This is a genomic window from Saxibacter everestensis, from assembly GCF_025787225.1.
Taxonomy (GTDB): Bacteria; Actinomycetota; Actinomycetes; order Actinomycetales; family Brevibacteriaceae; genus Saxibacter; species Saxibacter everestensis.
This window is the reverse complement of the sequence record NZ_CP090958.1, coordinates 2,789,638-2,809,190: the sequence shown is the minus strand read 5'-3', so window position 1 is coordinate 2,809,190 and position 19,553 is coordinate 2,789,638. Positions and strand designations below refer to the sequence as shown.

19 protein-coding genes and 1 tRNA gene are annotated in these 19,553 nt (G+C 63.2%); 16 read left to right on the top strand and 4 right to left on the bottom strand.

What is annotated here, in order from left to right:
• Positions 1–108: 108 nt before the first annotated feature.
• The 7 genes from LWF01_RS13405 to LWF01_RS13375 all read left to right on the top strand — a co-directional run bounded on the left by LWF01_RS13405 (position 109) and on the right by LWF01_RS13375 (position 9,031).
• Entirely contained in the window at positions 109–2,892 is a 2,784-nt protein-coding gene (locus LWF01_RS13405) for a DNA polymerase III subunit gamma and tau (protein WP_349637870.1), read from the top strand.
• 2 nt (positions 2,893–2,894) lie between these two features.
• Complete coding sequence (gene recR / locus LWF01_RS13400; protein ID WP_349637869.1) at positions 2,895–3,497, top strand: recombination mediator RecR; 603 nt, start codon at positions 2,895–2,897, stop codon at positions 3,495–3,497.
• A gap of 158 nt (positions 3,498–3,655) precedes the next feature.
• The gene (locus tag LWF01_RS13395) at positions 3,656–4,957 is read left to right on the top strand and encodes an aspartate kinase (RefSeq protein ID WP_349637868.1); all 1,302 of its coding nucleotides are present in this window, start codon (positions 3,656–3,658) and stop codon (positions 4,955–4,957) included.
• A gap of 2 nt (positions 4,958–4,959) precedes the next feature.
• Entirely contained in the window at positions 4,960–6,054 is a 1,095-nt protein-coding gene (locus LWF01_RS13390) for an aspartate-semialdehyde dehydrogenase (RefSeq protein WP_349637867.1), read from the top strand.
• Positions 6,055–6,191: 137 nt separating this feature from the next.
• Positions 6,192–7,226 (top strand): metal ABC transporter solute-binding protein, Zn/Mn family, encoded by a 1,035-nt coding sequence (locus LWF01_RS13385; protein WP_349637866.1) that lies wholly within the window; start codon positions 6,192–6,194, stop codon positions 7,224–7,226.
• Positions 7,227–7,286: 60 nt separating this feature from the next.
• Positions 7,287–8,138, top strand: a complete 852-nt coding sequence (locus LWF01_RS13380; RefSeq protein ID WP_432761961.1) for a metal ABC transporter ATP-binding protein — start codon at positions 7,287–7,289, stop codon at positions 8,136–8,138.
• Positions 8,138–9,031, top strand: a complete 894-nt coding sequence (locus tag LWF01_RS13375; RefSeq protein WP_349637865.1) for a metal ABC transporter permease — start codon at positions 8,138–8,140, stop codon at positions 9,029–9,031. Before LWF01_RS13380 ends, LWF01_RS13375 begins: the two co-directional genes overlap by 1 nt.
• Here LWF01_RS13375 and LWF01_RS13370 read toward each other — a convergent pair.
• Both LWF01_RS13370 and LWF01_RS13365 read right to left on the bottom strand, forming a co-directional pair.
• Positions 8,952–9,455 carry an NUDIX hydrolase gene (locus LWF01_RS13370; RefSeq protein ID WP_349637864.1) on the bottom strand — a complete coding sequence of 168 codons (504 nt, stop codon included), beginning with the start codon at positions 9,453–9,455 and terminating at the stop codon, positions 8,952–8,954. The two genes, LWF01_RS13375 and LWF01_RS13370, sit on opposite strands and share 80 nt — an antisense overlap.
• A gap of 305 nt (positions 9,456–9,760) precedes the next feature.
• A tRNA-Pro gene (locus LWF01_RS13365) sits at positions 9,761–9,837 on the bottom strand.
• 105 nt (positions 9,838–9,942) lie between these two features.
• Between LWF01_RS13365 and LWF01_RS13360 the strand changes: the two genes are divergently transcribed.
• The 7 genes from LWF01_RS13360 (at position 9,943) to LWF01_RS13330 (ending at position 16,588) form a co-directional block, all read left to right on the top strand.
• On the top strand, positions 9,943–10,851 hold the full coding sequence (locus tag LWF01_RS13360; RefSeq protein ID WP_349637863.1) for a metallophosphoesterase: 909 nt from the start codon (positions 9,943–9,945) through the stop codon (positions 10,849–10,851).
• Positions 10,852–10,923: 72 nt separating this feature from the next.
• Positions 10,924–13,230 (top strand): transglycosylase domain-containing protein, encoded by a 2,307-nt coding sequence (locus LWF01_RS13355; RefSeq protein ID WP_349637862.1) that lies wholly within the window; start codon positions 10,924–10,926, stop codon positions 13,228–13,230.
• Positions 13,231–13,306: 76 nt separating this feature from the next.
• Positions 13,307–14,008: a GH25 family lysozyme gene (locus tag LWF01_RS13350; RefSeq protein ID WP_349637861.1), complete on the top strand. Its 702-nt coding sequence runs from the start codon at positions 13,307–13,309 to the stop codon at positions 14,006–14,008.
• 204 nt (positions 14,009–14,212) lie between these two features.
• Positions 14,213–14,368: a Sp36 family protein gene (gene sp36 / locus LWF01_RS13345; protein ID WP_349637860.1), complete on the top strand. Its 156-nt coding sequence runs from the start codon at positions 14,213–14,215 to the stop codon at positions 14,366–14,368.
• Between the two features lies 1 nt (position 14,369).
• Positions 14,370–14,837: a RidA family protein gene (locus LWF01_RS13340; RefSeq protein ID WP_349637859.1), complete on the top strand. Its 468-nt coding sequence runs from the start codon at positions 14,370–14,372 to the stop codon at positions 14,835–14,837.
• A gap of 46 nt (positions 14,838–14,883) precedes the next feature.
• Complete coding sequence (locus LWF01_RS13335; RefSeq protein ID WP_349637858.1) at positions 14,884–15,780, top strand: NUDIX hydrolase; 897 nt, start codon at positions 14,884–14,886, stop codon at positions 15,778–15,780.
• Complete coding sequence (locus LWF01_RS13330) at positions 15,773–16,588, top strand: MBL fold metallo-hydrolase (protein ID WP_349637857.1); 816 nt, start codon at positions 15,773–15,775, stop codon at positions 16,586–16,588. Before LWF01_RS13335 ends, LWF01_RS13330 begins: the two co-directional genes overlap by 8 nt.
• Before the next feature lie 104 nt (positions 16,589–16,692).
• Here the strand turns inward: LWF01_RS13330 and LWF01_RS13325 are convergent, their stop codons facing one another.
• Positions 16,693–17,370 (bottom strand): Crp/Fnr family transcriptional regulator, encoded by a 678-nt coding sequence (locus LWF01_RS13325; protein WP_349637856.1) that lies wholly within the window; start codon positions 17,368–17,370, stop codon positions 16,693–16,695.
• Between the two features lie 92 nt (positions 17,371–17,462).
• Here LWF01_RS13325 and nth point away from each other — a divergent pair, with 92 nt between their 5' ends.
• The gene (nth, locus tag LWF01_RS13320) at positions 17,463–18,194 is read left to right on the top strand and encodes an endonuclease III (protein WP_349640926.1); all 732 of its coding nucleotides are present in this window, start codon (positions 17,463–17,465) and stop codon (positions 18,192–18,194) included.
• Entirely contained in the window at positions 18,191–18,973 is a 783-nt protein-coding gene (locus tag LWF01_RS13315; protein WP_349637855.1) for an NUDIX hydrolase, read from the top strand. Before nth ends, LWF01_RS13315 begins: the two co-directional genes overlap by 4 nt.
• Positions 18,974–19,103: 130 nt before the next feature.
• On the opposite strand, the gene LWF01_RS13310 is transcribed toward LWF01_RS13315, so the two are convergent.
• Positions 19,104–19,508 (bottom strand): phage holin family protein, encoded by a 405-nt coding sequence (locus LWF01_RS13310; protein ID WP_349637854.1) that lies wholly within the window; start codon positions 19,506–19,508, stop codon positions 19,104–19,106.
• Positions 19,509–19,553 lie beyond the last annotated feature (45 nt).

Below are 19,553 nucleotides of genomic sequence, written 5' to 3'. Positions count from 1 at the left end.
GCATATGAGACGGCACGCCGTCGTCGCCATCAGGAGTCCGAGTGAGGTGCGAACAGCGCCGAGCAATCTCGATAGGCAGTGTCAGTCGCAGGCGATAGGGTTGGCCATGTGTCAACCGCCTTGTACCGCCGATACCGTCCCGACACTTTCGCCGAAGTCATCGGACAGGAACATGTCACCGAACCGCTGATGGCAGCGCTTGAGCGTGACAGGGTTAACCATGCCTATCTGTTTTCCGGTCCTCGCGGCTGCGGAAAGACGACTTCGGCCCGCATTCTGGCCCGCTGCCTGAACTGCGCTAAAGGGCCAACCGGGACGCCGTGCGGTGAGTGCGAAAGCTGTCAGGACCTCGCCAACGGAGGCGCCGGAAGCCTCGACGTGGTGGAGATCGACGCGGCTAGCCATAACGGAGTCGATGACGCGCGGGACATCCGCGAACGGGCGGTTTTCGCCCCTGCCCGTGATCGCTACAAGATATTCATCCTCGATGAGGCGCACATGGTGACGACGCAGGGCTTCAACGCCTTGCTGAAGCTGGTCGAAGAGCCTCCGGATCACGTGAAGTTCATCTTCGCGACAACCGAGCCGGACAAGGTGATCGGCACTATCCGGTCCCGTACTCACCACTATCCATTCCGTCTGGTGCCGCCGGAACGGCTCACTGCGTATCTTGCCGAGCTTTGCGAGCGGGAAGACGTGCCGGTAGGCAAAGGCGTGCTTCCACTCGTCGTCCGGGCCGGTGGCGGGTCCGTTCGCGACACGCTCTCGGTGCTCGACCAGCTGATGGCCGGTGCAGGAAACGAGGGCGTGGACTATGAACGCGCCGTTGCGCTGCTCGGCTACACCCATGCCTCGCTTCTGGATGACGTCACGGACGCTTTTGCCGCCGGCGATGGCGCGACGGTGTTCAGGGTCGTCGACCGAGTGATCGAATCCGGACACGATCCGCGTCGCTTCGTTGAAGATCTACTCGAGCGTTTCCGCGACCTGATCGTCGTGGCGGCAGCACCCGAATCGGCTCAGGCGATTCTGCGCGGGGTGCCGAGCGACCAGCTTGAGCGGATGGCGATGCAGGCCCGGCACTTCGGCCGTGGCGAGCTGTCCCGAGCCGCGGACGTTGTCAATTCCGGACTAACTGAGATGACAGGGGCGACCTCGCCCCGGCTGCAGCTCGAACTGATCTGTGCCCGGGTTCTGCTTCCCGGCTCGGACGAGACGGAACGCGGCACCCGGGCGCGGGTCGACCGGATTGAGCGTCGATTCGGCGTCACCCCGACCGGCACGATGGAACCAGGATTCCAGCCGCCGGAGCCGGTACAGCAGGCTGCCCCCAGCCGGGAACATGCCCCGGTTTCCTCCCCAGCCGCTTCGGTGGCGACTCCGGTTCCGCCGATGGCGACTGCCGAGTCGACTGGTGCGCAGCCGACGACTGCCGAGCCGGCAGCCGCGCGGTCGACGCCTGCCGAATCGGCGGCCTCCGGCATCGTGGCGGTCACCGACGGCGACGACGGGAGTACTGGCGCGCCAAACGATGGACAAGCGTCCCGGGCGGGAGCGGCCAGCCCGCTGGATGAACAGCGTCAGGAACAGGAATCCGGCTGGCCGGCACCCTCCGGCGGCACTCCCGCAACGTCCGGAGTGGATCAAGCCAACCCGCAGCAAGTCACCCCGCAGCAGACCTCCCCGCAGGGCGCCGGGAGTGGCGCCGACAACACCGTCGAGGTCATCCGACGAGCGTGGGCCGAGATTCTGGAGGCGTTGACCAAGATCCGCAAGTTCTCCTGGATTCTGGTCAGCCAGAATGCGCAGGTCCATTCGTTCGGCGACGGAGTGCTGACGCTGACTTTCGCTACCGCCGGTCTGGCGAACACCTTTAACAGTGGTCCGCATCCCGACTACGTCAGCCAAGCCGTGAACCAGGCGGTGGGCATCGCCTGCAAGGTGACAGGAACGGCGGATGACGGCGCCGCCCAGTCCGCCCCGCAATACACCGATTCGGCGAGCGGTTCCGGCGGCTTCTCCGGAGCAGCGGATCCAGGCAGCGCGCAGCCGGCGGAAGCGGCACGATCGTGGAACGCGACGCGCCCAGCCGTCGAAGAAGCGTCTGGCTCAGAGCCAGACCATCCGAGCGCAGCCGCCGGCCCGATCGGGGGCAGGGATGTACCAGCGGATTCGTCCATGTCGGTAGCCGGTCGTCGCTCGGCCGACGGCGATGCAGGACGTAATCAGGATGCAGGACGTAGTCAGACTGACGGCGATACCGGTCGTGCTCCGGCACGGTCCATCAGCGCCCCGGTCCGTGACAGTTTGGACTCCACGTATGGCCGGGTGAATACCGGGTCGACCGCGCCGGATTGGGATGACGACGCCAACCCGGAGCCGAGGCAGCAGCCACGCGCAGAGCCCGGACCGGAAGAACGAGCCGGCTCGGCTGAGTCGGATACTTCGGCAGCAGCTACTTCCGCAGCATCGGCGGAGCCGGCCGACCAGGAGGTCCCGGACGAACCTGCCGGTTGGGAGGTTTCGGCTGAGCCTGCGGGCTGGGAAGTTCCGGCTGAGCCTGCCGGCTGGGAAGTTCCGGCTGAGCCTGCTGGCTGGGAAGTTCCGGCTGAGCCTGCCGACGAAACCGAGTCTGTCCCGGCATCGCAGACCCAAACTATGCGGCAGTCGGCGCTGGAACGCGCCCGCGCGCGGCTTGATGCCGAGGGGCCCGCCGCAACCAATGTCGTCTACCCGAATTTCGGTGGACCCAGCCCGCAGGTTCCGGCTCCGGTGGAGATCGACGATATGCCCAGTGCGGACGATCCCGATCAAGAACATTCCGGCATGATGGGCCGCGCGGTGGTAGAAAAGCTGCTTGGCGGCGTTGTTATTGACGAGATCGAGGACTGATCATGCTCTACGAGGGAGTAATTCAGGATCTGATCGAGGAGTTCGGCAGGCTGCCTGGCATCGGACCGAAATCTGCCCAGCGGCTTGCCTTCCACGTTCTGCAAACCGATCCCGCGGAGGTTGCGCGCCTGGCTGCCGCGCTCACCGAGGTGAAGCGCAAGGTTAGATTCTGTGAGATCTGCGGCAACGTCGCCGAACAGGAACAATGCGCCATCTGCCGGGACCCGCGCCGCGACCTGTCCATCATTTGCGTCGTCGAGGAGCCGAAGGACGTGATGGCTATCGAGCGCACCCGTGAGTTCAGAGGCCGGTACCACGTGCTGGGCGGCGCCATCGACCCGATGGCCGGCGTCGGACCGGACGAACTTCGAATCCGTGAACTGATGACCCGGCTCAGCTCGACCGACGTCGTCGAGATCATCATCGCAACCGACCCGAACCTCGAGGGTGAGGCAACCGCGACATACCTCGCGCGATTGCTTAAGCCGATGGGCCTCCGGGTCACCCGCCTCGCCTCTGGCCTGCCCGTGGGCGGTGACCTCGAATACGCCGACGAAGTCACCCTCGGCCGCGCCTTCGAAGGCCGCCGACTGCTCGACGTGTAGTCAGCTGCTCCTCGACGTGTGGTCGGCCATTCGCTGGGACGGTGTCTTCCGGGGCGTCCACGAAGTGTCCACAATGCGAGGACGAGTGGGGGCTACAGGTGATTAACCTCTAGAATTGAGCGTCGCATCAATTCCCGTAATCACAGGAGTGCATCACCTTGAGCTTGATCGTGCAGAAGTTTGGCGGGTCATCCGTCGCCGACGCTGACTCCATCAAGCGTGTTGCCAAGCGCATCGTGGCCAATCGCAAGGCAGGTCACGACGTTGTTGTTGTGGTATCGGCGATGGGCGACAGTACCGATGACCTGATCGACCTCGCGCAGCAGGTCTCTCCGGTTCCGCCGGCCCGTGAACTCGATATGCTCCTCACCGCCGGTGAGCGGATCTCGATGGCGGTCCTCGCAATGGCGATCGCCAACCTGGGTCATCACGCCCAGTCATTCACCGGAAGTCAGGCCGGCGTCATCACCGACGAATCGTTCGGCCGCGCCAGGATCATCGACGTCACCCCGGGACGGATCCAGGAAGCGCTGGACCAGGGAAACGTCGCAATAGTCGCCGGATTCCAGGGCGTTAGCCAGGGCACGAAGAACATCACCACGCTGGGACGGGGCGGCTCGGACACTACTGCCGTCGCGCTGGCTGCCGCCCTGAAAGCCGACGTCTGCGAAATCTACACAGATGTCGACGGCGTCTTCACCGCGGATCCGCGGATAGTGCCGGGCGCACGCAAGATCGACAAGATCAGCTATGCGGAAATGCTGGAGATGGCGGCCAGCGGAGCCAAGATCCTGGTGCTTCGCTGTGTTGAATACGCCAGACGGTACGGCGTTCCGGTTCATGTCAGGTCCTCGTTCAGTCCGCACCAGGGAACGTGGGTCACCGATGAGCCGATCCCTGAAGAGTTTTTGACCGCAGCACACGACCAAGGAGAGACCATGGAGTCGGCCATTATTTCGGGTGTCGCACACGACCGCTCGGAAGCGAAGATCACGATCGTCGGGGTTCCCGACGTTCCGGGTAAGGCTGCCAGGATCTTCAAGACAGTTGCCAGTCACGAGATCGATATCGACATGATCGTGCAGAACATCTCCGCCGCAGCGACGGGTCTCACCGATATCTCCTTCACATTGCCGATGACTGATGGCGCCCGGGCGGTGGAAGCGCTTGAGGCGATTCGGGACGACATCGGCTTCAATCACGTCGAATATGACGACCAGATCGGCAAACTTTCGGTCATCGGCGCCGGAATGCGCTCCCATCCCGGAGTGACAGCTGATCTATTCGAGGCGCTGTCGAACGCCGGGGTTAACATCGAGATGATTTCAACGTCCGAGATTCGTATCTCGGTCGTCACCAGGGCGGAGCTGCTTGACCAGGCAGTCCGTGCCGCTCACACGGCCTACGGACTCGATTCCGAGCTCGGCGAGGCCGTCGTCTACGGAGGAACAGGACGCTAGTCATGACTGATACCACTCATTCGCGCGGACTTCGCGTCGGCGTTGTAGGGGCGACCGGCCAGGTCGGCTCGGTAATGCGCCGGTTGCTCGACGGGGCTGACTTCCCGATCGAAGCCGTTCGCTACTTCGCTTCCGCCCGCTCTGCCGGGAAAACCCTTGACTGGCGAGGCGCCGAGGTGACGGTCGAAGATGCCGCGACTGCCGATCCGCACGGCCTGGATGTCGCGATCTTCTCCGCAGGCGGGGCCACGTCGCGCGCCCAGGCCGAGCGATTCTCAGCCGCGGGAGTCATCGTGATCGATAACTCCTCGGCCTGGCGGATGGACCCCGACGTTCCGCTCGTCGTCAGCGAGGTCAACCCGGCCGCCATCAACGATGCGCGCAAGGGGATCATCGCCAATCCGAACTGCACCACGATGGCTGCCATGCCGGTGCTGAAGCCCTTGCACGACGAGGCCGGCCTCCGCCGGTTGATCGTGAGCACCTATCAGGCGGTGTCAGGAAGCGGCCTGTCCGGGGTTGATGAACTTGATTCCCAGGTCAAAGCGGTCGCCAGTGATGCGTCGAAACTGACCCACGACGGAGCGGCAGCATCGTTCCCCGATCCGAAGCTGTACGAGCGGCCGATCGCGTTCAACGTGATCCCGCTCGCCGGCAGCATCGTCGACGACGGCCTGAACGAGACGGATGAAGAGAAGAAGTTGCGGAATGAAAGCCGCAAGATCCTCGGCATCCCCGAACTGCTGGTTTCCGGAACCTGTGTTCGGGTGCCGGTCTTCAGCGGGCACTCATTGTCGATCAACGCGGAGTTCGACCGCCCGCTGTCGCCGGAACGTGCTCTGGAGCTGCTGGCCGATGCTCCCGGTGTCGAAGTGACGGATATCCCGAACCCGCTGCAGGCGGCCGGGCAGGATCCGAGCTTCGTTGGCCGGATTCGTCAGGACCCGGGCGCGCCGGAGGGGCGAGGACTTGCGCTCTTCATCAGTAACGACAACTTGCGTAAAGGCGCGGCACTCAACGCGGTGCAACTCGCTGGACTTGTCGCGGAACAGCTGGGTGCGGAGGACAGGCTGAATACTCAGCCGGCCGCGATCTAACCGGCTCGAAGCCAGCTAAGGCGGTAGTCCCTGACGACAGGGGCTGCCGCCTTTTGCGATTAACTTGGAACTATTGTCATTAAGACTGTAGGCTGAACGGAAGTAGTAATGATTCTTATTTAGAAGAGGTCCCCTTCATGTCTCTGCCGCACCGCCGCCTCCTGATCACCTCGATTGCCGCGTCGGCACTTTTTCTGGCCGGTTGCGGCACAGATTCAGCGGCGTCGGGTGATTCTGACGCGCTTAACGTTGTCGCCTCCACGAATGTGTACGCAGATATCGTCGAGCAGATCGGTGGGGACAAGGTCAATGTCATCAGCATTATCGACGACCCTTCGCTGGATCCCCATTCCTACGAGGCGACGACGCAGGACCAACTGAAGCTTTCAAAAGCGGATGTCGTGGTGCAAAACGGTGGAGGGTATGACGCCTTCATCGACTCGATGCTCAATGCGGTGGACAGCGATCCTGCAATCGTGAATACGGTCGATGTATCCGGGTTTGAGGAAGGGACAGAAGCTGGTCACGATCATGCAGCCGAGGAGGGGCACGACCACGCCGAGGAGGGGCACGACCACGCCGAGGAGGGGCACGACCACGCAGCCGAGGACGGTCACGACCACGCCGAGGAGGGTCACGACCACGCCAGTTTCAATGAGCATCTCTGGTACAGCCTGCCCACGATGAGCAAGTTGGCCGATCAGGTCGCTGCCACGCTGGGCGAGCAGGACACGGCAGGCAAGGCGGAATTCGACAAGAACGCTGAAGCGTTCAAGACCGAGATGAAGACGCTCACCGATACTCAGGCAGCGCTGAAGAAGACGTACGGTGAGACGCCGATCGCGATCACCGAGCCGGTCGCGCTTTGGCTGCTGGAGGATTCCGGCCTGCACAACGAGACCCCGTCGGCATTCAGTGCGGCCATCGAGGAGGGCTCGGACGTTTCGCCGACGGTGCTCAACGACACTCTGGAGCTGCTGAACAAGAAACAGGTCCGGGTCTTGGTCAACAACACCCAAAGTGCGGGCGCGGAGAGCGAGAAGGTAGAGCAGGCCGCAAAGAGTAATAACATTCCTGTAGTGGGCGTCACCGAGACGCTGCCCGCGGGCACGGATTACATCGGATGGATGACCAAGAACCTCTCGAACCTGGAAACCGCGCTGAAGGGCTAAATGTCACACGACACAGAACCGTCGACCGGCGAGCGAAGTGCGGAGGCGGGGACACGCCCGGTGTCTGCCGAACCAGCCGCCAACGAGGATGACGGCGCAGGGAGCCCTGCCGCACTGCATCTGGAAGCGGCTGCATTAAGGTTCGGCGACCGCACTCTTTGGTCGGACGTCAACCTTGATGTGCGGCCCGGCGAGTTCCTGGCGATCCTAGGCCCGAACGGCTCGGGTAAGACCAGCCTGCTCAGAGTGCTGCTCGGCCAGCTGAAGCTCAGCAGCGGCGACATCCGGATTGCGGGCAAGCCGGTGACCCGGGGCAATCCTGCGGTCGGCTACATCCCGCAGCAGAAGAACCTTGATCCCAACACTCCGCTACGTGGACGCGACCTGGTCCGGATGGGTGTGGACGGCCACAAGTGGGGCATGGGTCTGCGAGGACGGGTGATCAGGCAGCAGGTGGATTCGCTGCTCGATGCCGTCGGCGCCACCGATTATGCCGACTCACCGGTCGGGCTGTTGTCCGGAGGTGAACAGCAAAGGTTGCGGGTCGCCCAGGCGCTGGCAAGCGATCCTCAGCTGCTGCTGTGCGACGAGCCGCTACTATCCCTGGACCTGCACCATCAGCGAGTGGTCAGCGCGCTGATCGACCAGCGCCGCCGCGAGCACGATACCGCAGTGCTGTTCGTAACCCACGAAGTGAACCCGATTCTCGACCTTGTCGACCGGGTGCTCTACCTCGTCAACGGCCAGTTCCGGATCGGGACTCCTGACGAAGTGATGAATAGTGAAACACTGAGCGAGCTCTACGGGACCACGATCGAAGTCTTCGAGGCGGCGGGAAGGCTGATCATCGTCGGAGCCGACGACAATCACGCACATCACGAAGCTGCGCAGCCACGCGGGGAGTTGATCTGATGGGCGACATGTTTTCCGATATGTTTACCTTCGCCGATTACGGCGAGCTCCTGGTCCTGGTCCGCAACTCGCTGATAGCCGCCACCTTGCTGGGCGTTGTCGGCGGTCTGATCAGCGTTTTCGTGGTCACTCGGGACATTGCGTTCGCGGTGCATGGCGTCAGCGAGTTGTCCTTCGCGGGAGCGGCGTTCGCCTTGCTGATCGCGGCGGATGTTGTGGTTGGTTCGATGATCGGTTCGGTTGTTGCGGCGCTGCTGATCGGGCTGCTCGGAACGAAGGCCAAACACCGGAACTCGATCATCGGCGTGCTGATGCCGTTCGGTCTCGGCCTCGCGATTCTGTTCCTCGCGCTGTATCAGGGCAGGGCGGCTAACAAATTCGGCCTGCTGACCGGTCAGATCGTCGCCGTCAGCGGCGAGCAGCTGAGCCTGCTCGTGGTCTGTGCAGTGATAGTTCTGTTGTCTTTGGTGGTGCTGTGGCGCCCGCTGATGTTTGCCAGCGTCGACCCGGAGGTTGCCGCTGCCAGGGGAGTCCCGGTGCGGGCGCTGTCGCTGATCTTCATGGTGGTGCTCGGACTTGCGGTGGCACTGTCGGTTCAGGTTGTCGGTGTGCTGCTGGTGCTCGCGCTGCTGATTACTCCCGCCGCGGCGGCGCTGCAGGTCAGTGCTTCGCCGTTTTGGGTCCCTGTGCTCAGCGTCGTCTTCGCCGTCGTCAGTTCGCTGGGCGGCATTTTGCTGGCGCTCGGCAGCCCGGTGACGCCGATCAGCCCGTTCGTCACCACGATCTCCTTCGTCATCTACCTGATCTGCCGAGTCATTGGCGCGCGTCGAATGCGGCGGCTTGCGAGCCATCGGAAAGCCAGGCAGAACCTTCGGGAGACCGTGCCAGCCTGATCCGGTCCAGCTGCCGCTCGCTGAGTCCCGGCAGTTCGTCGAGTGAGAACCAGCCAACGTCGAGCGATTCGTCATCACAAACCTGTGCCGTGCCGCTGCGATAGGTGCAGCGGAATGTGCAGGTGAGGTAGCTGGCCCGGTCGCCGTTCGGGTAGCTGATCGGTCCGTCTGCTGTCACCGCAGCGAGACGCCCGACGTTCACCTCGATGCCGGTCTCTTCCCTGATCTCGCGGACCAGACCCGGGATGGGGTCTTCGCCGGGTTCCAGGATGCCGGTGACTGGCGCCCACTGGCCATTGTCCGCGCGCTTGACCAGCAGGACGCGCTCGTCATCATCGAAGATGATGCCGCAAACTCCGGGCATCCACATCAGGTCGTGGCCGATCTTTGCCCGGGCGGCGAGAATGAATTCCGGTACTGGCATGGCTTCAGTCTGCCAGTAGGCCTGCATTGCACTGAGCCGGCTTAGCCGAAACGGTCCGGTTTATGCTTCCCGGTTCGTCATTTGACACAGAACTAGGACAGAAAGCGGACCGTTTGGAGCGATGGGCGCTTCGCGTCGGTTAAAATCCTGGCCCCACACTCATTACTGTCGGGGTGCGCCCCACCTCGCTGGCGCTCGGCGTGGGCCCTGGATTTGCCGGCGCTTCGCGCCTCATTCAAATCCTGGCAGAACCAAATAATGCAGTTGAGGGCCACTCGCTTCGCTAGAGTGACCCTCAACTGCATTGGTCGGGGTGACAGGATTTGAACCTGCGACCTCGTCGTCCCGAACGACGCGCGCTACCAAGCTGCGCCACACCCCGATATTCCGCTGCCGACCGCCAGACTCACGGCGACACCAAGCGAAGACAACAATATCGGATCAACTCAGTTCGAAGCGAGTCGGGGCCACGTGTAAGGATGAGCCCGTGAAGAGAATCGCGGCCGCTGCAGGCGGACTTGCCCTTTCCGGAGCGGCGGCAGTTGCCTATGCGGCACTTATCGAGGTTCGGTGGTTTGCTCTCCGCTCGGTCGACGTTCCGGTACTCAAGCCCGGGTCTGCGCCGATAAAGCTGCTGCACATCTCCGATCTGCACCTGATGCCCGGACAGCACCGTAAACAGCAGTGGGTTCGTTCGCTGGCCGAACTGGAGCCGGATCTCGTCGTCAACACCGGAGACAATATCTCCAGCGCCGATTCTGTGTGGCCGCTGCTCGACTGTCTTGATCCGCTGCTCGAACTGCCGGGAGTCTTTGTCTCCGGGTCCAACGACTACTTCGCGCCGCGGCCGAAAAACCCAGTCACCTATCTTTTCGGCCCGTCGAAGGGGCCCAGAGCCTCGGACCTGGAGCATCGCCGGCTACCGACGGAAACGATGGACGCTGCGTTCGAGAATGCCGGCTGGCTGAACCTGCGAAACACCCGCGGCGAGCTGACGGTTGCCGGTCAGCGGCTGGAGTTTGCGGGTGTGGACGATCCTCATCTTCGTTATGACCGGTACGCCGACGTAGCTGGAGGCTTTACCGAAGCCGCAGACCTGAGAATCGGGGTGACCCATGCGCCGTACAAGCGGGTGTTGAACGCGATGTCCGACGACGACGCGCAGCTGATCCTGGCCGGGCACACCCATGGGGGCCAACTCTGCGTGCCCGGCTACGGAGCATTGATCACCAACTGCGATCTCGATCGCCGCCGGGTGAAGGGGCTCTCGCGTTGGGGCGACGCCTGGCTGCATGTATCGGCCGGACTCGGCACATCACCGTTCGCCCCGGTACGGTTCAGCTGCCGTCCAGAGGCAACTCTGCTTACACTCAGGGAAGCCGGAAGTCCGCTGTAACGATTGCACAACCCATCTGCGCTGAGGCGCGCGCAGGCACGAGTGGCAGCGTGTTTCCCTTAGAGTAGGTATATGCCTGACCTCTCGTCGCGCCCTCAAGCTGGGCGAAAATTCGGTGCGCTGCTCTCATTCATCGCCGTCAGCACAATCACAGGTGTGGTTGGTGCCGGCTTGGCGATCCCGGCTGTCGGCGCGGTTTCCGCTGGTGCTGACACCGGTATCGAGATCTTCGAGGCACTGCCCGCAGCGCTTGAAGAAGGACCGCTCGCCCAGCAGTCGACGATGGTCGCCAACGATGGCTCGACGATCGCGAAGTTCTACTGGGAGAACCGGATCGAAAAGCCGCTCGACAAGATGTCGCAGGACGTCCAGGATGCCTCGGTCGCAATTGAGGACTACCGGTTCTTCGACCACGGCGGCGTTGACCTGAACGGCATCGCCCGCGCGGCAGTGCATAACATCCTGTCGCCAAGCACTCAGGGTGCCTCGACGCTGACCCAGCAATACGTGAAGAACGTGCTGATTGAGGCTTCGCACCAGAGCGGTGACGACGAGGGTATTGCCGAGGCGACGCAGTCCGAGGGAAGCTCCGGTATCGCCCGGAAGATGCGTGAGGCAAAGCTCGCGATCGCGGTTGAGAAGAAGTACTCGAAGAAAGAAATCCTTGAGCGCTACCTCAATATCAACAACTACGGCGGAAGCCCCCGGCAGTACGGCGTGGAGGCAGCGGCACAGCACTACTGGGGAGTTTCAGCCAAGGACCTGAACCTCCAGCAATCGGCACTGCTCGCCGGAGTCGTGCAGAACCCGTCGGCTAACAACCCGGAGGCAAATCCGGAGCAGGCTCTGCAGCGCCGAAACATCGTGCTGAACTCGATGCTGAAGCACGGCAAGATCACCCAGGAAGAGCACGACAAGGCGGCTGAGTCCGAACTCGACCTGGATATCCACAACGTGGCCAACGGCTGCCAGGCGGCGGGCGTCAGCGCGTTCTTCTGTGATTACGTGCAGCGAACCATTGAAACCGACAAGACTTTCGGCAAGACCCTCGAAGATCGCCGCAACTTCCTGATCCGCGGCGGCCTTCAGGTGAAGACCACGCTCGACCCGGATATGCAAAAGGCGGCGGCCAAAGCGGTCACGAAGCGAGTTCCGGCAAAGGATGCCTCCGGTGCCGGACACACAATCGTTACCGTCGAGCCCGGCACCGGCAAGGTGCTGTCGATGGCGCAGAACCGGAAGTATTCGACATCCGAGGACGCCGGCAAGAGCGAGACCAATATCAACTACAACGTTGATAAGCAGTTCAACGGTGGAACTGGTTTCCAGCCCGGTTCGACCTGGAAACCGTTCGTACTGGCAGCCTGGCTGAAATCCGGCCGGCAGCTGAACGATTCGGTTAACGGCGGCGCGAGCAAGTACTTCGGTTTCCGGACCTCGAGCTGTGACGGCCGAAATTACGCCACGAATGGTTATGGGCCGAAGAACGCCGGTGACAGCGGGGGAGCAAACGGCAGCATGTCCGTGCTCAACGCCACCAAGAAGTCGGTGAACAAGGCTTACGCCGATATGGCGTCCGAGTTGGATATGTGCAAGATCCGGGATACCGCGATGGATCTCGGCGTGCATCTCGGAACCGGCGAGGCGCTCGATAAGGAATCGGGTCCGGGCGACACCCAGGAAGTGCTCTACCCGGCATCGATCCTGGGTTCGCTTTCGATCGCGCCGATCACCATGGCCGCGGCGTTTGCCACGTTCGCTGCCGACGGCGAGTACTGCAAGCCGACGCCGATCGATTCGATCAAGGATCGCAACGGCAAGCAGGTCGACGTGCCGGACGCCGACTGTCACCGGGCGCTGTCGAAAGACGTGGCGCGCGGGGTGACATACGCGCTGACACAGACCTTCAACGGTGGCACCACGAACGGCCTGCAGATCGGTGTCCCTGCCGGTGCGAAGACCGGTACCGCCAACCTGACCGAGGGTCACTCCTGGTTGGTCGGTTTCACCAAGACGATGTCTACCGCGGTCTGGACCGGTGACCCCGATGGCCAGCGCGACTGGCGTAAGAACTCCAAGGGTTCTGTTCGCGGAACGGTCTACGGTGCGACAATTTCCGGTCAGACGTGGTCGGCGTACATGAAGAAGGCGGTCAAGTACACCAAGGGCAACACCAGTTTCCCAAGGCCGCCTGGCTCAGTGATGGGATCGAGCCCTTCGCCTAAGTCGTCGTCGCCGAAGTCGTCCGGCTCCAGCAACAACGATTCCGGGCCAAGCAAGAAGGACGACTCGGACTCGAAGAAGAAGGATGATTCCGGCAAGAAGAAGGATGATTCCAAATCTGACGGCGGCATAAAGGGTGAGGAAAAGGACGACTAGCGTGGATTGGCGCACCTAGCCCGTGGCGCGCCGACTCTCTTCTCGCCGCAGCGGACGGGACGCTAGGCTGTTTCGCATGACGAGACGAGCCAGGCGAGCGCTCCTCGTCACAGCCGCCGGATTGGTCTTACTGCTCATGGCGGCTTCGCTCTGGTGGTATGCCATCGTGCCCAACACGCGACCCGGGCTCCGGCCCGGCGAGGCATATGCCATCGACGTTTCGCACCATCAGGGGAAGATCGACTGGGCTCGGGTGCATGGCGACGGCGTCCGCTACGCCTATATCAAGGCCACCGAAGGCAACGACCACCTTGACAGTGAGTTCAGTCGTAACTGGACGGCGTCCGCGGGGCATGGCGTCAGCCGCGGCGCCTACCACTTCTTCACCCTTTGCTCGCCGGGGGAGGAGCAGGCAGTGAACTTCCTCAAGGCCGCACCGCCCGAGGCCGGGGCGCTACCACCGGCCGTCGACCTGGAGCTGATCGGAGCGTGCCAGACCCGGCCTTCGCAGCGTGACGTCAGCCGCGAACTCGCCGCCTTCACGTCGCGAGTCGAGGCGGAATGGGGCCGTGAGTTACTCGTCTATGCCCGGCATAGCTGGCTGCAGCAGTACACAATCGAACCGCTCAGTGAGAATCGGCGCTGGGTGACGAACTTTTTCATTCGTCCATTCCATGATGACTGGACAGTCTGGCAGGTGCATTACTTCGCCTACGTCGATGGCGCCCGGGGCAAGGTCGACCTCGATGTGGTCAGGCCAGCCGACCTGAAAGGCTAGTGCGCCGCCGAGCTTCCGACGGCGATTAGCCAAGCTATCTGGCAGCCGTGCCCGGCAACCGTGCCCGGCAGCGCTCAGCCGGCCCTGCCCGATGGCGATGCGCCCCGGCCTCGGCCCGCCGGCGCCCCGCTTAGCCCCGCCCGATGGCGATGCGCCGCGCCCTCCGCGTGGAGTTCTCACCAGGAGGGCACTAGGCTGAGCCACATGGCGAAATGGGAATATGCGACGGTGCCGCTTATCGTGCACGCAACTAAGCAAATCCTCGACCAATGGGGCGAGGACGGCTACGAACTGGTACAGGTGGTGCCGGGTCCAGACGGACAGGGACTCGTTGCCTACCTCAAGCGACAGAAGGACTGAAGTGTCTGCAGTTGAAAACAAGCTCATCGAGTTAGGCCACGCGCTGCCCGAGGTCGTCCCTCCGGTGGCCGTCTACGTTCCCGCTGTGCGCAGTGGAAACTACGTCTACACCTCGGGCCAGCTGCCCATGGTGAACGGCGAGCTGCCCAGGGCGGGCAAAGTGGGCGGCGGCGAGGTCGACGCGGACACTGCCAAGGAGCTCGCGGCGCGCTGTGCGCTCAACGGACTCGCCGCCATCAAATCCGTGATCGGAAATCTCGATGACATTGTGCGGGTCGTGAAGGTCGTCGGCTTCGTTGCTTCCGATCCGACCTTCACCGGTCAGCCACAGGTGATCAACGGAGCTTCTGAGCTTCTCGGCGAGGCGCTGGGCGATAAGGGTGTCCACGCGCGATCCGCCGTCGGTGTTGCCGTGCTTCCACTCGACTCGCCAGTCGAGATCGATATCGTCGTCGAGGTCAAAGGCTGACCGTGAGCGTAATTCTCGCTGCGTTCGCGCGGCGTCTGGAAATACCATGCACCTAGTAACCAGGCAGTTCCCGGTTGCCGACGATCTTCGTCGGCAACTCGAAGCGTGGGGATCGGTCGAGGAATTGCCGGATCCGGTCACTCCTCGGCTGGCGGCCACGGTCATGCTTTTGCGGGACTCGGCCGATGGCGTCGAGGTATTCCTGCTGAAGCGGGCCATGTCGATGAGCTTCGCGCCGGAACGATACGCCTTTCCCGGCGGCAGGGTCGACCCCTCGGACACCGAAGAAGTGCCGTGGGGCGGCTGGACACCGGATCGGTGTAAGCAGCGCCTCGGCATCAGCGATCCGGCCCTTGCCCGGCAGATCGTGGTGTCGGCGGTCCGGGAGACATTCGAGGAATGCGGCGTACTCCTGGCCAGCACAAGCGACGGAGAGCTGGTTGGAGAGGTCTCCGGCGGCAACTGGCAGGCGTTCCGGGAGAAGATCGTTCATCGTGAACTCACGTTCGGAGACTTTCTCCGGCACTCGGAGTTCTCGTTGCGTGCCGATCTGCTGCATCCCTGGGCCCGCTGGATAACCCCGGGTTGCGAGCATCGGCGCTACGACACTGTCTTCTTCGTCGCGGCGGTCCCGCCGGGACAGGAGGCAAAAGTCGGATCGTCAGAGGCGACCTGGGGCGGCTGGCTTTCGGCGAAGGAGGCCGTTGAACGGGGCAGGAACTCCGGCGGCAACGAGATGCTCCCGCCGACGTTGGTCTCACTGGAAGAACTCGCCGCCGTTCCGACCGTAGCTGCCGCGATGAGCCAGGTACGCAATCTCAAGCCAATTCAGCCGACTGTCAGGCAGGTCGATGGCGATTGGCTGATCGAAGCGGACATCAGTAGCCCGCCGCTGCAACGTGAACGGCACACTGTCGTCGTCCCCGGCGTGCGGCATGACTAGCCAGGCATCCGAAATCACGACTTTCGATGATGGCGCGCTCGTCCTGGTTCGGGCGGCGAACCCCGGCCCGATGACGCTTGATGGCACGAACTCCTGGCTGCTGTTCAGTGCGGATTTCGCGACGGCAGTTGTCATCGACCCGGGCCCCGAGCTACAGCCGCACATTGCTGCAATCCTGCAGGCCCTCGACCATCGGGGCGCCACCATGACGGCAATCGTGCTGACGCACTGGCATGCGGACCACTCCGAGTCGCTGGCCAGCGCGAGTCGCTGGGCTCCGGAGGTGCCGGTGTATGCCGTGTCCGGGCAATTCCGCACCGGGACGGATCAGATCGCTGACGGTGATCGGCTGACATTCGGCTCGGCTCGGGGCGATCAGCTGGTCTTTCTGCTGACTCCGGGGCACACTTCCGATTCGCTGTCGGTGCTGTGGGGCGAAACGCTACTCCCCGGAGATATGGTGCTGGGCAGCGGGACAACGGTCGTCACCTACCCCGACGGTTCGATTGCTGAATACCTTCGGAGCATTGAGCGGATGCAGCAACTGGCCGTCGGCTCCGACATCACCAGGATCCTGCCTGGGCACGGGCCGGTGATTGACGACCCTCAGCACGTGCTCGGGTACTACCTACGGCACCGCCAGGAACGTCTGGACCAGGTGCGCGCGGCGCTGGATGCCGGTGACAGCACCGCCGAACAGGTAGTCGATCGGGTCTACGCCGACGTGCCGGAGAACGTCCGGCCCGCAGCCTTGCAGTCGGTCAAGGCTCAGCTTGTCTATCTCGACTCTGGGGCGACGAAGAACTAGGTCGATAGACGACGAAGGTACTAAGTGCAATCACTTAGTACCTTCGTCATTGATGAACCGCGGCCCGCAGCCCACTTCCAGCCCGCGGCCCGCGGATCAGGCGGTCAACGTGCCCGGGACGACATCCGCTCCATATCGAGCAGGACGACGGCTCGCGCCTCAAGGCGAAGCCAGCCGCGCGCGGCGAAGTCGGCCAACGCCTTGTTCACTGTCTCTCGTGAGGCACCGACCAGCTGCGCCAGCTCTTCCTGGGTGAGTTCATGGGCGACCAGCACGCCATCGGCGGCCGGACGGCCGAAGCGAGTGGCAAGGTCGAGGAGCGCTTTCGCCACGCGACCTGGAACGTCGGAGAAGACGAGATCGCCGACCGTGTCGTTGGTGCGTCGAAGCCTGGCGGCAAGCGCCTGCAGCAGGTTCAGCGCAGCATCCGGGCGACCTGACAGCCAGGTGTGCAGGTTGTCATTGCTGAGTCCGAGAAGAGTCACTTCTGAGATCGCGGTAACCGTTGCGGTTCGCGGACCTGGATCGAACAGGGAAAGCTCACCGAACATCTCGCCTGGACCGATAACCGACAGCAGGTTCTCGCGCCCGTCAGGTGCGCTGCGGCCCAGCTTCAGCTTTCCGGCGACGATGACATACAGCTCGGATCCGGAATCGCCTTCATGAAACAGCACAGAGCCACGGTGCAGCGTGCTCTGCTTCATGAGGTCGAGTAGCGCTGCCGTTGCCTCGTCATCAAGACCCGAAAAAAGCGGTGCCTTCCTCACGACCTCAATATCCACGTTGCCTCCTAGGACGTTGTCTATTACTAGCAGTCTGCCGCACTAACCCTCTGTTTAGGTAGCCGCAAGGCCGTAGATAGTCTAAATAGGTGATGTCAGTGGCCGAGAAGACCGCAAAGAAGTACGCGCAAGAGACGAGCCTTGGATTAAAGCGCCGAGCCCGGAAGATTCACCGCGCCCTTACCGAGTTTTATCCAAACGCCCGCTGTGAGCTCGATTTCGAGAATGCGTTCCAGTTACTCGTTGCAACCGTGCTATCTGCTCAGACCACTGACGTTCGCGTCAACCAGACTACCCCCGGCCTGTTTGCCCGCTACCCGACCCCCGACGCTATGGCGAAAGCGGAGCGGGAGGAACTCGAGGACATCCTTCGCCCGACGGGCTTCTTCCGAGCCAAGGCCGCCAACCTGCAGAAGCTGAGTGCCCGCATCATCGACGAGTATGGCGGCGAGGTGCCGACCGGCCTCGACGACCTGGTGACTCTGCCAGGGGTCGGGCGTAAGACGGCCCATGTCGTGCGTGGAAACGCCTTCGGCTTGCCAGGACTGACCGTCGATACGCACTTCGGCCGGCTTGCCCGCCGATTCGGCTGGACGGCGTCCGACGATCCGGTACAGGTCGAAAAAGACGTTGCCGCGTTGTTCGAGCGACAAGACTTCACCATGCTGTCGCACCGGCTGATATTTCATGGTCGCCGGATATGCCACTCCCGGCGCCCGGCCTGCGGGTCCTGCCCGGTGGCCGCACTCTGCCCCTCGTTCGGGATCGGTGAGCTCGACCCGCAGGCGGCGGCGAAACTGTTGCGGTTTGAGCTGGCTCCATGAGCACGACCGGCGGGATCCCTGCTGACTCCGCTCGCGGTCACGGCCAGGCGGAGCGCAATCCTGCCGGAATGGCCAGCGACCTCGGCGCAGACTCTGGGGGAGCGCTCGATATCCGGGACGCGCTGCAACGGCTGGCTTCGAGCAAACTCACCGGCCCGCTCGCCGGAAGGCCCCACCGCTCACCGTCCGATGACGCGCGCGATGCCGCGGTGCTGATGCTGTTCGGCAAGGGCACGATGCCGCGCACGGATGCCGGCCGCTCGTTATTGCCGAAACTGGAGCACGCCGGCATGGCGGATATCGACGTGTTGCTACTGCAGCGGGCCGCAACCCTGCGACATCACGCCGGCCAGGTGGCGTTTCCCGGTGGAGCCGTTGACGCCGAAGACACCGACGTGACGGCCGCCGCTCTGCGCGAGGCAGAGGAGGAAACCGGCCTGGCTCCGGACGGCGTTGAAGTGCTGGGTCAGTTGACGCCGATATTTCTGCCGCCGAGCAAATTCCTGGTGACGCCGGTCGTCGCCTGGTCGCCGACCCAGTCGCCCGTGCGCGTGATGGATCACGGCGAGTCCGCGTCGGTGTATCGCGTTCCGGTGGCCGACCTTCTGGCGGCGCCGAATCGTGGCAGCTACGTGCACCCTTCCGGGTACCACGGGCCTGCCTTCGATGTCGGTGTCCTGACGGTTTGGGGATTCACCGCCGGACTGCTGGACTTCGCCTTCGATCAACTCAGTTGGGCGCTGCCTTGGGACAGCAACCGACTGATCGAATTGCGCTGACCGGTTCGACAGCCGGGGGCCGCCCGCGCCGGAGGTCCGGATCACGGAGCGTGGCCCGGCATCGAGGCTGGGCAGGATCGAGCCCAGCAGGGCGAGCGCCATCCGGGACGCGGACAGTGGCCACAGCAGGCTACAGTCGAGGGCCGCCCGGGTTCTTCGCTGCGTTCTGCAGCGAGGCGATGCTGGTCTTGGCTCCTGCAATCGCCCTGGTCGGATTGAGCTTCGCCTTTTTCACCAGTGGAAGGCCGACGGCCACGAGGAGCAACGCCAGCAACAACAGGGCGGCCGCAACGAGCAGGAACGATGACCACCACTCAAAACCGAGGGCGTGCAACCCCGCGGCGGCGGCGATCAGCAGGATGATCAGCATCAGGAAAGCGAGCACACCGGCGACGACCAGGAATCCCCCGCCGATGCCGAGCTTCTTGGCGCCCGCGGTGAGTTCAGCTTTCGCCAGAGATGCCTCATCGGCGGCGAGAGCCTTGCCGTCATTTCTTATCTCGGTGAACAACTCGGACAGTGACCGTTCAGCCATGGGGGTTACTCCGTTTCGGCGGACCTGTAGGGGATTACTGATACT